A 14,142-nucleotide genomic window follows, 5' to 3' on the forward strand; every position below is an offset into this window, starting at 1 on the left:
CGTCAGCCGTCCAGGTCCGAGATCGTCGCCGTGGACGGTGCGCGGCGCTGCTGCGCGGCCCGGGCGGTGAAGTCGGCCCCGCGCAGCACGCGCTGGACGTTTCCCCAGGTCAGCAGGGCCACATCGGCCTCCTCCCAGCCGCGGCGCAGCAGTTCGCCGACCAGCCGCGGGTAGCAGGAGGTGTCCCCGAGCTCCTGCGGGTGGGCGGAGCCGGTGTCGTACGTGCCGGACAGGCCGACGCTGTGAGGTCCGGCCACGGCCCGGATGTGGTCGAGGTGGTCGGCCACGTCTCGGACGGTCGGACCGGTCTGCTCGGCGGTCAGCGGCACCAGGCACAGCCCCTTGGCCGCGCCCAGCTCCGCCAGCAGGTCGTCGGGGAGGTTCGCCGGGTGGGGTCGGACGGCCCGGGCCGCGGAGCGGCTGCACAGCACGGGGGCCCGGGAGAGGCTGAGGGCGCGGCGCAGGGTCTGCGGCGAGGCACCGGAGAGGTCGGCGATCACGCCGAGCCGGTTCATCTCGCGCACGACCTCCTCCCCGAACCTGGTCAGCCCCGCCTCGCTCGCCCAGGACACCCCGGTCAGGGTCAGCACGCGCAGCCCGAGCAGGTGCAGCTGGCGCAGGATCCCCACGGAGTCGCCCACCGCCGAGGCCCCGGCGGGTCCGAAGAGCACGGCGACCCGGCCGCAGCTGCGGGCGTCCACGACCTCCCCGGCCGTAGCGGCGGGCCGCAGGCCCTCCTCACAGGTGCGCACGACCGTCTTGGCCAGGTCCAGCTGCTCCAGGGTGGCGCCGACGGCCCGGTCCCCGTCCAGCCCCTCGGGCAGGTGCAACGACCAGAACAGGGCGCCCACATGGCCGTCGCGCAGCCGGGGCACGTCCGTGTCGACGGTGCTCTCGCCGAGCTCCAGGTCGTAGTACGACAGGCGTTTGAGGGCCCAGGGCAGTCCGTTGTAGCCGTCGGCGACGGGGTGCGCGGCGAGGATGGCGTGGGCCCGGGTCAGCGGCGCGTCGTCGGGGTCGGAGACGGGCTCGTAGGACTCCGCCGTGACGACGGTCTCCTCGGGGTACGGGTCGGCCAGGTCGTCGAAGTCGCCGGCCGCGGCGGTGGGGCGCAGGTCGTCCTGGAGATCTGCCATGGCGGCTCCCGTACGGTCGTTCGTGAGGTACGGTCACCGTCGCACGGCGCGGGGGGCGGTTCCTGGTGGGCGCGGCGTTCGGAGTACGGCCCGGTACGTCGCGGCCGCCGTCGCTGTCCCCTGCGGCTCGGCGCGCCGCTGCACCCGATGCGGGACCGGTCCTTCATGTACGGGGGCGGGGCGTCCGGCTACACCGGCCGCCCCGCCCTCGGCGCTCAGGAGGCGGGCGCGTCCAGCGACTCGATGGTGGCGTTGGACGGCGACCGGGTCTCCTGAAGCCCTCGTGCCACGTCCTCGGCCGCGCCCAGCACCCGCACGGCGTTCTTCCAGGTCAGCTTGGCCAGGTCGGCCTTCGACCAACCCCGGTCGAGCAGTTCGGCGATCAGGTTCGGGTAACCGGAGACGTCGTCCAGGCCGTCCGGGGTGAAGGCCGTGCCGTCGTAGTCGCCGCCGATGCCGAGGTGGTCGACGCCGGCCACCTCGCGCATGTGGTCCAGGTGGTCGGCGACCGTGGCGACGGTGGCGACCGGACGCGGGTGCCGCTCCTCGAAGGCGCGGTGGACCTTCATGGCCTCCGCGGTGGTGTCGAGGTGGTGGAAGCCGTGGGCGCGCATGTTCTCGTCGGCCTCGGCCGTCCAGTCCACGGCCGCCTGGAGCACGAACTTGGGCACGAACGTCACCATCGCCATGCCGCCGTTGGCGGGCAGCCGCTCCAGGACGTCGTCCGGGACGTTGCGCGGGTGGTCGCACACGGCCCGCGCGGAGGAGTGGGAGAAGATCACCGGGGCGGAGCTCGCGTCGAGCGCGTCCCGCATGGTCGTCGCCGCCACGTGGGAGAGGTCCACGAGCATGCCGAGACGGTTCATCTCCCGTACGACCTCGCGGCCGAAGGCGGTGAGGCCGCCGGCCCGCGGCTCGTCGGTCGCGGAGTCCGCCCAGTCGACGTTGTCGTTGTGGGTGAGCGTCAGATAGCGCACGCCCAGCCCGTACAGGCCGCGCAGGGTGCCCAGCGAGTTGGCGATGGAGTGGCCGCCCTCCGCGCCCATGAGGGAGGCGATGCGGCCCTCCCCGCGCGCGGCCTCCATGTCGGCGGCGGTGAGCGCCGGGCGCAGGTCCGCCGGGTGGCGGGCCAGCAGCTGCCGCACGCAGTCGATCTGCTCCAGCGTGGCCGCGACCGGGTCGGGCGCGTCCGTGCGGACGAAGACCGACCAGTACTGCGCGCCGACCCCGCCGGCCCTGAGCCGCGGGAGGTCGGTGTGCAGGTGGGCGCTCTGGTCGACGGCGACGTCCCGGGCGTCGAGGTCGTAGCGGACCTGCTCGCGCAGGGCCCAGGGGAGGTCGTTGTGCCCGTCGACGACCGGGAACTCCCGCAGGAGCTCCCGGGCCGCCTCGCCGGAGGCCATCGCCGTCACTTCCCCGCGCCGAAGCCGAAGCCGCCCGAGCCCTCGACCTTGGAGCGCAGGCGCTTGCCCTTCTCGGTGGCCTGGTCGTTGAGCTCCTGCTGGAACTCGCGCATCCGGCCGCGCAGTTCCTCGTCGTGCGCGGCGAGGATGCGGGCCGCCAGCAGCCCGGCGTTGCGGGCCCCGGCGACCGAGACCGTGGCGACCGGCACACCGGCCGGCATCTGCACGATCGACAGCAGGCTGTCCATGCCGTCGAGGTACTTCAGCGGCACCGGCACGCCGATGACCGGCAGCGGGGTGACCGAGGCGAGCATGCCGGGCAGGTGGGCGGCGCCGCCCGCCCCGGCGATGATCACCTTGAGCCCGCGGGCGTCGGCCTGCTCGCCGTAGGCGACCATCTCGCGCGGCATGCGGTGCGCGGAGACGACGTCGACCTCGTAGGCGACCTCGAACTCGTCGAGGGCCTTGGCGGCGGCCTCCATGACGGGCCAGTCGGAGTCCGACCCCATGACGATGCCAACAACAGGGCTCATTCGGTGATGGTGCCTCTCAGGTAGCCGGCAGCGTGACGGGCGCGCTCCAGCACGTCGTCCAGGTCGTCGCCGTAGGTGTTGACGTGACCGACCTTGCGGCCGGGCTTCACGTCCTTGCCGTACATGTGGATCTTGAGCTGGGGATCGCGGGCCATGCAGTGCAGGTACGCCGAGTACATGTCCGGGTAGTCGCCGCCGAGGACGTTGACCATCACCGTCCACTTGGCGCGCGGGCGCGGGTCGCCCAGGGGCAGGTCCAGGACCGCGCGGACGTGGTTGGCGAACTGGCTGGTGACCGCGCCGTCCATCGACCAGTGGCCGGAGTTGTGCGGGCGCATCGCGAGCTCGTTGACGAGGATGCGGCCATCGCGGGTCTGGAACAGCTCGACCGCGAGGTGCCCGACGACGCCGAGCTCCTTGGCGATGTTCAGCGCCATCTGCTCGGCGCGCAGCGCCAGGCCCTCGTCGAGGTCCGGCGCCGGGGCGATGACCGTGTCACAGACGCCGTTGACCTGCTGCGACTCCACGACCGGGTAGGCGACGGCCTGGCCGTGCGGGGAGCGGACGACGTTGGCGGCGAGCTCGCGGACGAAGTCGACCTTCTCCTCGGCGAGCACCGGGACCCCGGCCTTGAACGGCTCGGCGGCCTCCTCGACGGAGTCGACGACCCACACGCCCTTGCCGTCGTAGCCGCCGCGGACGGTCTTGAGGACGACGGGGAATCCCTCGCCCTCGGCCGCGAAGGCGGCCACGTCCTGCGGATCGGAGACGAGCCTGTGCCGGGGGCAGGGCACACCGATCGCGACGAGCTTCGCGCGCATCACCCCCTTGTCCTGGGCGTGCACCAGCGCGTCCGGGCCCGGGCGCACGGGGATGCCGTCCGCCTCCAGCGCCCGGAGGTGCTCGGTGGGTACGTGTTCGTGATCGAAGGTGATCACATCGCACCCGCGCGCGAACTCACGCAGCGTGTCGAGATCGCGATAGTCGCCGACGACGACATCGCTCACGACCTGCGCGGCGGAGTCCTGCGGGGTGTCACTGAGGAGCTTGAACCTGATGCCGAGCGGGATGCCAGCCTCGTGCGTCATACGCGCGAGCTGGCCCCCGCCGACCATGCCGACTACCGGGAACGTCACGCCCCCAGGGTATCGGCCGCGCCAGGGTGGCCGGTTTCCCGTCCCTCCCCGCCCCGGTCCGGACCATCTCCGGCCGTCGACCGGCATCCACAGGAAGATCGCGCGGGAGGGTGGTTAGCATGGCTGGGTTGACGCCAACCACGGACGGGGGCCTGCACGACCATGGGACATGGTGCTTCGCGGCTCCGGCGACTCGTCCACGAGGTCGCCAAGTTCGGCGCGGTGGGCGGGGCCGGCGTGCTGGTCAACCTGCTGGTGTTCAACCTGGTACGGCACGTCACCGACCTGCCGGTGGTCCGCGCGAGCGTCATCGCGACCGTGGTGGCGATCGTCTTCAACTACGTCGGCTTCCGGTACTTCACCTACCGTGACCGCGACAAGACCCGCCGCACGCGGGAACTGACCCTGTTCCTGCTGTTCAGCGCGATCGGCCTGGTCATCGAGAACGGCGTCCTGTACACGGCGACCTACGGCTTCGGCTGGGACACCCCGCTGCAGAACAACGTCTTCAAGTTCGTCGGCATCGGGGTCGCCACGCTCTTCCGCTTCTGGTCGTACCGCACCTGGGTGTTCCGCGCGCTGCCCGCCCGGGAGGCCGTGGCGGACGCGGAGTCGATCCTGGAGCGGGAGCAGCACACGCGGCAGCGGGTGCCGTAGCCGGCAGGCGATCGGGCGCGCCGGTCCGCCGGACGATCGGGCCCGCCGGTCCGGCCGACGATCGGGCCCGCCGGTCCGGCCGGCGATCCGGTCGGCGGAGGGAATCGTGGTCCGGTCGGCGGAGGGGTCAGCGGATCGTCGGCTCGTCGTTGCCGTCCGCCGCCTTCCGCACGGCCGTGCGGGACAGGAACAGGCCGAAGACCGGGGGCTTGGTCTGCAGCATCTCCAGACGGCCGCCGTCGGCTTCCGCCAGGTCACGGGCGACGGCGAGGCCGATGCCCGTGGAGTTGCGGCCGCTGATCGCCCGCTCGAAGATGCGGGCGCCCAGATCGGCGGGGATGCCCGGGCCCTCGTCCGTGACCTCGATGACGGCCTGGTTGCCGGTGACACGGGTGCGCAGCGCGACCGTGCCGCCCCCGTGCATCAGGGAGTTCTCGATCAGCGCGGCCAGCACCTGGGCGACCGCGCCGGGCGTGCCGACCGCCTCCAGGTGCCGCTTGCCGGAGCTGACGATGGCCCGGCCGGCGCTGCGGTAGGCGGGACGCCACTCGGCGAGCTGCTGCTGGATGACTTCGTCGAGGTCGAAGGTGACGGCGGAGCCGGTGCGCGGATCACGCGAGTTGGTCAGCAGCCGTTCCACGACGTCCGTGAGCCGCTCCACCTGCGTGAGCGCGATCGTCGCCTCCTCCTTCACCGTGTCCGGGTCGTCGGTGAGGGTGATCTCCTCCAGCCGCATGGACAGCGCCGTCAACGGGGTGCGCAGCTGGTGGGAGGCGTCCGCCGCGAGCCGCCGCTCGGCGGTCAGCATGCGCGCGATGCGCTCGGCGGAGCCGTCCAGCACGTCCGCGACCCGGTCCAGCTCGGGCACGCCGTAGCGCTTGTGCCGCGGGCGCGGGTCGCCCGAGCCGAGCCGCTCGGCCGTCTCGGCGAGGTCGGTCAGCGGCGACGCCAGCCGGTTGGCCTGGCGCACGGCCAGCAGGACGGCGGCCACCACCGCCAGCAGCGCCACCAGGGCGATGATCAGCAGCGTCCGGCCGACCTCCCGCGTCACCGAGGAGCGCGGTTCCTGCACGGTGACCGTCTCGCCCTCCTCGCCGGGCGCGGTCGCCTCGATGACGTCGCCGGTGGGCTTGGGGCCGACCTCGATGGGCGCCTCGCCGGGGATGCGGATCACCGCGTAGTAGCGGTCCTGCGTGACCTGCTTGCGCAGCACCTCCGCGTCGACCTGCTGGGCGACGAAGAGCCGGCTGTCGACGATGCTGGCCAGCCGCACCGCCTCGGACTCCACCCGCTCCCGGGCGCTGTTGCTGATCGTCCGGGTCTCGACGATGACGAGCGAGACCCCGAAGACGGCGATCACGACCAGCACCACGGCGAGCGTGGACTGGATCAGTCGGCGGCGCATGTCCTGTAACCCGCTTACCTGTGCCTGTTCCGCTTACCCGCTTGACCGTGCCCGGTCCGCGGCTCAGCTCTTCTCGAAGCGGAAGCCCACACCGCGCACGGTGGCGATGTAGCGCGGGTTGGCCGCGTCGTCGCCGAGCTTCTTGCGCAGCCAGGAGATGTGCATGTCCAGGGTCTTGGTCGACGACCACCAGGTGGTGTCCCAGACCTCCCGCATCAGCTGGTCGCGGGTGACCACCCGGCCCGCGTCGCGCACCAGCACCCGCAGCAGGTCGAACTCCTTGGCGGTGAGCTGCAGCTCCTCCTCGCCCATCCAGGCGCGGTGCGACTCGACGTCGATGCGCACGCCGTGGGTGGCGGGCGGCTGCTGCGGCTCGGCGGCACCGCGCCGGAGCAGGGCCCGGACGCGGGCGAGCAGCTCGGCCAGCCGGAACGGCTTGGTGACGTAGTCGTCGGCGCCCGCGTCGAGCCCGACGACGGTGTCCACCTCGTCGGCGCGCGCGGTCAGGATGAGGATGGGGATGCTGTGGCCTTCGCCACGCAGACGGCGGGCCACCTCCAGACCGTCCATGCCGGGCAGACCCAGGTCGAGCACGACCAGGTCGACGCCGCCCTGCATTCCGGCGTCGAGAGCGGTGGGTCCGTCCTCACGCACCTCGACCTCGTAGCCCTCCCGGCGCAGAGCACGGGCCAGCGGCTCCGAGATGGACGCGTCGTCCTCGGCGAGCAGTACTCGGGTCATGGGGTGATGGTAGACCTGCGGGGCCCTGAGCTGGGGTGTGACCGGAAGCCTTGATTCTTACTGGCTTTACACCGAGTTCTTACGCGCGACGGGAACCGGGACGGACCTGCGCCTGTGGGGTGCGATCCTGTTAAGGACCTTGGAATAGGGGCGTACGGTTCCCTCGTCACCTGTGATCCATCTCTCAAGTCCTTCCATATCCGGCAGTGTCCTGCCGTATGGTGAAACAACGCCTGTAGCACCCTGGCGACCTTCGGCGGCCGTTGGCCCTGGGGGTCTCTTTTGTGTGCGGGCCGGTGTGCCGCCGGCCCCCCACGTGAAACGACCTGTGGCCGGGCCTCGTCGTGCGGCGACGCGCGTAGAGGCGTGGATCCCGGTGGCGACCGCCCACCGCTTCGTGATCCGGAGCGGACCCCCGTAGGCGTCGGGCGGACGGCCGTACCCACCGGTGCCGGCAACCCCCACCGGGCGCACCACCGCACGTCGCGGAAGGCGCGTCCCGAGCAGCAAGGAACGACCATGGCGTCCAGCCTGACGAAGGACTCGGCCCGCCCGGGCATCCCCGGCTCCGAGAAGACCTTCTTCGGCCACCCCCGCGGACTGGCCACCCTCTTCATGACCGAGATGTGGGAGCGCTTCAGCTTCTACGGCATGCGTGCCCTGCTCGTCGTGTACCTGCTCTCCGGCGGTCCGGACGCCAAGAAGGGCAGCATGGGCGGCGGTCTGGGCATGGACCTCGCCACGACGACGGCGATCTACTCGGTCTACCTGTCGATGGTGTACCTGCTCGCCATGCCCGGCGGCTGGCTCGGCGACCGTGTCTGGGGTCCGCGCAAGACGGTGGCGATCGCGGCCGTCACGATCATGGCGGGCCACCTGGTGCTGGCCCTGCCCGGCGGCCAGGCACCGTTCTTCGCCGGTCTGGCGCTGGTGGCGCTGGGCTCCGGCCTGCTGAAGGCCAACATCTCCACGATGGTCGGCCACCTGTACGACGGCCCGGACGACCCGCGCCGTGACGGCGGCTTCACGATCTTCTACATGGGCATCAACATGGGTGCCTTCTTCGCGCCGCTGATCATCGGCACCGTCGGCCAGCAGGTCAGCTGGCACCTCGGCTTCGGTCTGGCCGCGCTCGGCATGGGCATCGGTCTGATCGCCTTCCTGCTCGGCACCCGCAACCTGAGCCCGCAGAGCAACGTCGTGCCCAAGCCGCTGGCCGCCGAGGAGCGCACCGCCTGGCTGCGCAAGGGCCTGCTGTGGCTGATCATCGCGACCGTCTTCTACGGCGTCGTCGGCTTCACCGGCCACTTCACGCTCAACTGGGCGATGATCCCGCTCACCGTGATCGGCCTGGTCATCCCGGCCGGCGTGCTGATCCGCATCAAGCGCGACAAGGAACTGAGCGACGTCGAGCAGTCGAAGATGACCGGTTACATCTGGTTCTTCGTCGCGGCCGCCGTGTTCTGGATGATCTACGACCAGGGCGGTTCCACGGTCCAGGCGTTCGGCGAGACCAAGGCCTCCGGCTCGCTGCTCGGCTTCGACTTCCCGTCCTCCTGGTACCAGTCGCTGAACCCGGTCTTCATCATGGCGCTGGCCCCGGTCTTCGCCTGGATCTGGCTGTGGCTCAACCGCAAGGGCAAGGAGCCGAGCACCGTCGCCAAGTTCGCCGCGGCGCTGTTCTTCATCGGTGTCTCGTTCTTCTTCTTCCTGCTGCCGCTGGGCATGGCCGACGGCGAGAAGCTGGTCAGCCCGATGTGGCTGGTGGGCATCTACCTGATCCAGACGGTCGGCGAGCTGTGCCTCTCCCCGGTCGGCCTGTCGGTGACCACGAAGATGGCCCCGGCCAAGTACGCCAGCCAGATGATGGGCGTGTGGTTCCTCGCGGTCACGGCGGGCGACTCGGTGACGGGTCTGCTCTCCAACCCGGCCGTCGGCGGCGTGGACCTCAGCGGCACCGGCGCGGTCGCCGTGGAGGCCGTACTGGCCGCCCTGGCGGGTATCGCGGTGTACATGTACCGCCGGAAGGTCAAGGCCCTGATGGGCGACGTCCACTGACGCCGGCCACCGGAGCGTGACGAGGGCCGCCGCACCTGTCGGTGCGGCGGCCCTCGCGCATGCGCCACGCGCCTGTCACGGGCTGGGGCCTCCCGGTGGGTCGGCGTCGGAGGCGGCCCACGGCAGGGCCGGCGGGCGCCGGGACGGGGCCGGCAGGCGCCACGGGCGGCGGGCGGGGCGGGCCGCGTGGCCGGGGCTGCGGGGACGCGCGTGGTCGATCACGGCCAGGGCCAGGCGGAACAGCGCCGCCGGTACGACGAGCAGGACGAGGGCCCAGAACAGGGTCACGCCCCAGGGGCGGCCCACGCCCCAGGGGTGCTCGGCCAGCACCTTGCCGCCGTACTTCAGGGAGACGAGGTAGTCGCCGTGCGCTCCGGCGGCGAGCTCCACGGGCAGTTCGATGCGCGCCCTGCCGCCGGGCGGGATCGTGCCGCGCCAGCGCTGGTCCTGCCACCGCGGGGCGAAGACGCCGTGCGAGGTGCCGACCTGGAAGACCGGATTCCGCACCGGGGAGGTACCGACGTTGCCGACGGTGACCACGAGGGTCCGGGCGGGCGGGGAGCCGAACCAGGTGAGCAGCCCGCCGGAGCCACGCAGCCGGGTTCCGGCGAGCAGGGAGAGGCGGCCGCCGGACGGTTCGGCGGGCAGCGGCTCGACGGCGTGCCCGGCCACCTGGAGCGCCGCGTCGGCCTCGGCCTCGGCGCCGGTCACCGTCGCCACGTGCACCACGCAGGGGCAGGGCACGGGCGGCTCGACGACGGGCAGGGTCCGGCGGAACCGCCCCTCGGCATCGGTGGTCACGGTCCGGCCGTCGGCGTTGGCGCAGGAGTTGCTGCCGCCGGTGACGCCCCGGTCCGGCTCGGCCTGCCCGCACACCAGCAGCGTCAACAGGGCGCGGGGACGCCAGCCGCTGCCCGAGACGGTGATCTCACCGCCGGTGCCCGCCTGCCGTCCGGACAGCTCCACGACGGGCCGCTCCACCGCCCCGGCGGGCCCGGCACCGGTTGCCACCAGCGCGAACACGAGCAGGACGGCCACGGTCGGCGACGGAAGACGAACGACGGACGGCATCAGCGACTCCAGCGGCAGCGGTCGTCGGAACGACGTGCACCCGGCCCCGGCCGGCACACGGCAGGCGCAGCCCGGGTGACGGCTCCCCGTGGTGTGACGGCTCCCCCGCGGCACCGTCCCGTGGCCCGGGCCGGGGCGGTCCGGGGTGACCGCGGCCTCAGTGGTCGGCGTGGGCGGCCCGGTGACGCCGGGTCAGCCACAGGGTGCCCGCAGCGCCGGCGAGGAGGACCGTGCCGCCCAGGGTGCCCAGCGCGAGCGCCGAGTCCTCGGGGCCGGTGTCCGGGAGCCGGGCGCCGGAGCCGCCGCCCCGGTCGGACCCCGCCGTGCCCGTCGAGCCGGTCGAGCCGTCACCGCTTGCGGCCTCGACGTCGAGGGTCAGGGACGGTCCCGGGTCGTTCGTCGGCGTGCACGTGGTCGTCGTACCGAGCGCCTTGATGGTGAGCACGCCCGCCGTGAAGGTGACGTCGCCGCTCTTCTCGGGCGTGTACGTCCCGCTCAGGTCACTGATTTTGATCGGCGTGTTGGCCGGTATCGCGGCGTCGTTGGCGGGCCCGGTCACCGTCAGGGTGCCGCTGTCCGCACCGCCCAGGGCGATCGTGGCGCTCGGCGTCATCGCGCCCTTGCCCAGTTCGACCGGGCTGGAGGAGACGCCCTTCTGCCAGGACATGGTGATCCGGTAGCCGCCGCCGCTCTCCACGCCCTCGATGTCGATGGGCGAGACGGCGCTCTTGTCGCCGATCGGCGTCTTGCACTGGTAGTCGACGTCGACGACCTCGGCCCGGGCCACGGGGGCGGCCATCCACACCGCCGAGCCGGCCAGGGCCGCGGCGGACGCCAGCGCGGCGGTTCGTTTCCGGTACGACACGGTGCCGCTCCCCTTCCTGTTCCTGACGGTGCATCAGATCGGGCCGTCAAGGTACGCCCGGCGGGACGAGGAAGGAAGACACAGTGCGCGTCGGATCCGTGCCGATCCGGCGTGCGGCGCGTGGCACACGAGGGGAGGCCCCCGGGGGGAGACGCATCCGAGACCGGCGGGGCTCGGGTCACCCGTTCGGCGGTACGGAGGGCGCTCGCACGGGGGCCGGGGCAGAGGAAAGAACCGGGCTCAGCAGGGCCGTGGTCGATCGCAGGCCGGAATCGACGGGCTTCGGAGCACACGGGTCCGGTAGCGGACGGCCTCGGAGGACGCGGGCGCGGGAGCGATTGGCCCGGGAGGGACACAGGCCGCTGGGAGCCCCGGCCCCACTGTCAGGCCGGTGTGCCTGTCAGGCCGGTGCGCCCAGCTCCGCCCAGACCGTCTTGCCGCCGACCCCCGGGGTGCGCACGACGCCCCAGTCCAGACACAGACGCTGGACGATGAACATGCCGTGGCCACCCGGGCGGCCCGCCCGGTGGGGCGTACGGGGTGCCGGCTGGCCGGTGCCGCGGTCCGTCACCTCGATGCGGAGGACCTTGTTGTCACAGGTGATCTGGAGCTGGTCGGGCCCCTCGGCGTGCAGACAGGCGTTGGTGACCAGCTCGGAGACGACCAGCAGGACGTCCTCGGCGGCGGCCCGCTGGTCGGCGGAGGCGGCGGGCAGCCAGCCCCACGCGTACAGCGCCTGGCGGGTGAAGTCGCGCGCGAGCGGGACGACCCCGCTCTCCCCCTCGAAGCTCAGCCGGCGCACCTGCCGGCCGCCCGGCGGCGCCGCCGCTCCGTCCTGCGCGGCCATGTCCTCGCCGGCCGGACCGGCCGCCGCCACGCCACCCTCGGACGCCCCGGAAGCGCCGCTGGGCTCCGGCCCGCGGTCGCCCGGCGAGTAAGGCCGGGTGGTGCTCATCAGCGCTTCACCTCACCGATTCACCAGTTCACGATTCAAAAGATCTCAGTACACAGTCAGTCACGCAGTGCGCGGCACGTCGGTTTCACAGCACCCCCGGTCACCCCGTGGTCGACAGGCTCAGGATGACTCCTGCCCGGGCGGCCCCGGGGAACACCCCTGTATTGCGCACGAAACCCGTGACGGGGGTAGGACACCGGTCACAGGGATACGTCGAGGGCGCGGCGGGCCGGGGCACGCCGGTCAGCCCGACTCGTCGGCGAGAGCCGCCTCAAGCGTGTCATGAACAGTGAAGACCGCATCCGCCCCGGTGATCTCGAACACGCGTGCCACCACCGGCTGCATCCCGGCGAGCGTCACACCACCACCGGCGGCCTCGGCCTTCAGACGCGCCCCGAGGAGCACGTTCAGCCCCGTGGAGTCGCAGAACTCAAGGCGCGTGCAGTCGATGACCAGACGCTTGAATCCCTTGGCGAGACAGTCCTCCAGCGGCTCGCGCAACAGATCGGCGGTGTGGTGATCCAACTCACCCGCCGGGGTCACGACGGCACTGGGGCCCTCTTCCCGCACCTCCACCAGAAGCCGGCCAGACTGTGCGCTGCCGACCGTCCCGCGGTCCATGCCGTCTCTCTCTCCCGACGTCGTGGCTGTTGCTGACGCCATCGAACACTACGCCTTCCTCACACACTCCGACACCCGAACAACCACGCACAAACGGACATATGCCCGCAGAGCGCACTTGCGGTCGGCTCACGGAAGCGGGTAGGCCTAGTAAGGACACGTAACCGACACGGCCGGCTTTGGAGGCGCCGCACACCGCAGTGCACGTACTGGCTCCGGCAGCCATATGCCGAGAACGATGGAGGACATCATGTCACCCCGGCTCGACGCATCGCGTACCCAGAAAGCGACGTCGACACCCCCTCCGGAACATCTGGATCCCATCGAGCAGGACGAGACGCTCGTCACATCCGACGACCTTCTCTCCGGACTTCCGGACATCCCCCCGTACGAGGAAGTCGACGCGGTCGACGCCCGGGCCCTGTCCAAGACCCTCTTCGAGCGGCTGGAGTCGCTGGAGGAAGGCACCCCCGAGTACTCGTACGTCCGCAACACGCTCGTCGAACTGAACCTGGCGCTGGTCAAGTTCGCCGCTTCGCGGTTCCGCTCCCGCAGCGAACCGATGGAGGACATCATCCAGGTCGGCACCATCGGCCTGATCAAGGCGATCGACCGCTTCGAGCTGTCCCGCGGTGTCGAGTTCCCCACGTTCGCGATGCCGACCATCATCGGCGAGATCAAGCGATTCTTCCGTGACACCTCGTGGTCGGTGCGCGTGCCGCGCCGGCTCCAGGAACTGCGGCTCGACCTGGCCAAGGCCGGTGACGAGCTGGCGCAGAAGCTGGACCGCGCCCCGACGGTGCACGAACTGGCCGAGCGCCTCGGCATCACCAACGACGAGGTCGTCGAGGGCATGGCCGCGTCCAACGCCTACACCGCCTCCTCGCTGGACGCCCAGCCGGAGGAGGACGACTCCGAGGGCGCGCTCGCGGACCGCATCGGCTACGAGGACCACGGGCTCGAAGGCATCGAGTACGTCGAGTCGTTGAAGCCGCTGATCGCGGAACTCCCGCCGCGCGACCGGAAGATCCTGTCGCTGCGGTTCGTCGCCGGCATGACCCAGTCCGAGATCGGCGAAGAGCTGGGCATCTCGCAGATGCACGTCTCGCGTCTGCTCTCGCGGACGCTGGTGCGGCTGCGCAAGGGGCTGACGGTCGAGGAGTGATCCTCACCGGGTGATCGTGTCCTTTCGGGGGCGGGCCTCGGGGCCCGCCCCCGGGCGCGTGCCCCCCGCCTTCTCAGGAGTTGAGGAACAGCGCCGCCGTCGGGACCAGCGGGGCCGTCAGGCTCAGCACCCGGTAGGTGCGCGGCGCGAGCGCCGTCCGGCGCCGCAGCGGCGTGTTGGCGAGCCACCAGATCAGGCCGTACAGCGTCACGACGGGGACGACGATCACGAGCCAGAGGGCCATGCCGTCGTTCTCCGTGGGTTCCCGCGTGGTCCAGCCGAGGGCGGCCAGCGGCCCGTTGACCGTGACGTACCAGAGCAGCCAGAACGGCACCACGCCCGGGATCCCGAGCAGCAGGTTCACCAAAAGCGGTGCCGGCCAGTGCCTCGCCATCC

General features: G+C 71.8%; 14 protein-coding genes. 3 read left to right on the forward strand and 11 right to left on the reverse strand.

The window, feature by feature from the left end:
* Positions 1-2 precede the first annotated feature (2 nt).
* The 4 genes from ACIGAQ_RS30315 to ACIGAQ_RS30330 form a co-directional block, all read right to left on the reverse strand.
* Positions 3-1,136: a dipeptidase gene (locus ACIGAQ_RS30315; protein WP_311681771.1), complete on the reverse strand. Its 1,134-nt coding sequence runs from the start codon at positions 1,134-1,136 to the stop codon at positions 3-5.
* A 215-nt stretch (positions 1,137-1,351) separates the two neighbouring features.
* Positions 1,352-2,539 carry a dipeptidase gene (locus ACIGAQ_RS30320; RefSeq protein WP_399788555.1) on the reverse strand — a complete coding sequence of 396 codons (1,188 nt, stop codon included), beginning with the start codon at positions 2,537-2,539 and terminating at the stop codon, positions 1,352-1,354.
* 5 nt (positions 2,540-2,544) lie between these two features.
* On the reverse strand, positions 2,545-3,072 hold the full coding sequence (gene purE, locus ACIGAQ_RS30325) for a 5-(carboxyamino)imidazole ribonucleotide mutase (RefSeq protein WP_311681769.1): 528 nt from the start codon (positions 3,070-3,072) through the stop codon (positions 2,545-2,547).
* On the reverse strand, positions 3,069-4,208 hold the full coding sequence (locus ACIGAQ_RS30330) for a 5-(carboxyamino)imidazole ribonucleotide synthase (protein ID WP_399788559.1): 1,140 nt from the start codon (positions 4,206-4,208) through the stop codon (positions 3,069-3,071). The genes purE and ACIGAQ_RS30330 overlap by 4 nt, the downstream gene beginning before the upstream one ends.
* A 162-nt stretch (positions 4,209-4,370) precedes the next feature.
* Here ACIGAQ_RS30330 and ACIGAQ_RS30335 point away from each other — a divergent pair, with 162 nt between their 5' ends.
* On the forward strand, positions 4,371-4,865 hold the full coding sequence (locus tag ACIGAQ_RS30335) for a GtrA family protein (RefSeq protein WP_311681767.1): 495 nt from the start codon (positions 4,371-4,373) through the stop codon (positions 4,863-4,865).
* A 127-nt stretch (positions 4,866-4,992) separates the two neighbouring features.
* On the opposite strand, the gene ACIGAQ_RS30340 is transcribed toward ACIGAQ_RS30335, so the two are convergent.
* Both ACIGAQ_RS30340 and ACIGAQ_RS30345 read right to left on the reverse strand, forming a co-directional pair.
* A complete protein-coding gene (locus ACIGAQ_RS30340) occupies positions 4,993-6,270 on the reverse strand; it encodes an ATP-binding protein (RefSeq protein ID WP_311681766.1) in 1,278 nt (425 codons plus the stop codon).
* 63 nt (positions 6,271-6,333) lie between these two features.
* On the reverse strand, positions 6,334-7,011 hold the full coding sequence (locus ACIGAQ_RS30345; protein WP_010034575.1) for a response regulator transcription factor: 678 nt from the start codon (positions 7,009-7,011) through the stop codon (positions 6,334-6,336).
* Between the two features lie 519 nt (positions 7,012-7,530).
* Between ACIGAQ_RS30345 and ACIGAQ_RS30350 the strand changes: the two genes are divergently transcribed.
* Complete coding sequence (locus ACIGAQ_RS30350) at positions 7,531-9,069, forward strand: peptide MFS transporter (RefSeq protein WP_399788564.1); 1,539 nt, start codon at positions 7,531-7,533, stop codon at positions 9,067-9,069.
* Between the two features lie 75 nt (positions 9,070-9,144).
* On the opposite strand, the gene ACIGAQ_RS30355 is transcribed toward ACIGAQ_RS30350, so the two are convergent.
* The 4 genes from ACIGAQ_RS30355 to ACIGAQ_RS30370 all read right to left on the reverse strand — a co-directional run bounded on the left by ACIGAQ_RS30355 (position 9,145) and on the right by ACIGAQ_RS30370 (position 12,581).
* The gene (locus tag ACIGAQ_RS30355) at positions 9,145-10,140 is read right to left on the reverse strand and encodes a hypothetical protein (protein ID WP_399788567.1); all 996 of its coding nucleotides are present in this window, start codon (positions 10,138-10,140) and stop codon (positions 9,145-9,147) included.
* A gap of 157 nt (positions 10,141-10,297) precedes the next feature.
* Entirely contained in the window at positions 10,298-11,005 is a 708-nt protein-coding gene (locus tag ACIGAQ_RS30360) for an LPXTG cell wall anchor domain-containing protein (protein WP_399788570.1), read from the reverse strand.
* A 400-nt stretch (positions 11,006-11,405) separates the two neighbouring features.
* Positions 11,406-11,960 (reverse strand): ATP-binding protein, encoded by a 555-nt coding sequence (locus ACIGAQ_RS30365; RefSeq protein ID WP_399788573.1) that lies wholly within the window; start codon positions 11,958-11,960, stop codon positions 11,406-11,408.
* Between the two features lie 243 nt (positions 11,961-12,203).
* Positions 12,204-12,581: an STAS domain-containing protein gene (locus ACIGAQ_RS30370; RefSeq protein ID WP_311681761.1), complete on the reverse strand. Its 378-nt coding sequence runs from the start codon at positions 12,579-12,581 to the stop codon at positions 12,204-12,206.
* A gap of 238 nt (positions 12,582-12,819) precedes the next feature.
* On the opposite strand from ACIGAQ_RS30370, the gene ACIGAQ_RS30375 reads away from it, so the two are divergent.
* Complete coding sequence (locus ACIGAQ_RS30375) at positions 12,820-13,746, forward strand: RNA polymerase sigma factor SigF (protein ID WP_311681760.1); 927 nt, start codon at positions 12,820-12,822, stop codon at positions 13,744-13,746.
* 73 nt (positions 13,747-13,819) lie between these two features.
* Here the strand turns inward: ACIGAQ_RS30375 and ACIGAQ_RS30380 are convergent, their stop codons facing one another.
* Positions 13,820-14,140: a hypothetical protein gene (locus tag ACIGAQ_RS30380; protein ID WP_311681759.1), complete on the reverse strand. Its 321-nt coding sequence runs from the start codon at positions 14,138-14,140 to the stop codon at positions 13,820-13,822.
* Positions 14,141-14,142: the final 2 nt, after the last annotated feature.

Origin of the sequence: Streptomyces sp. NPDC085932 (assembly GCF_044540525.1) — a bacterium.
In the GTDB taxonomy this organism is placed as follows: domain Bacteria; phylum Actinomycetota; class Actinomycetes; order Streptomycetales; family Streptomycetaceae; genus Streptomyces; species Streptomyces levis.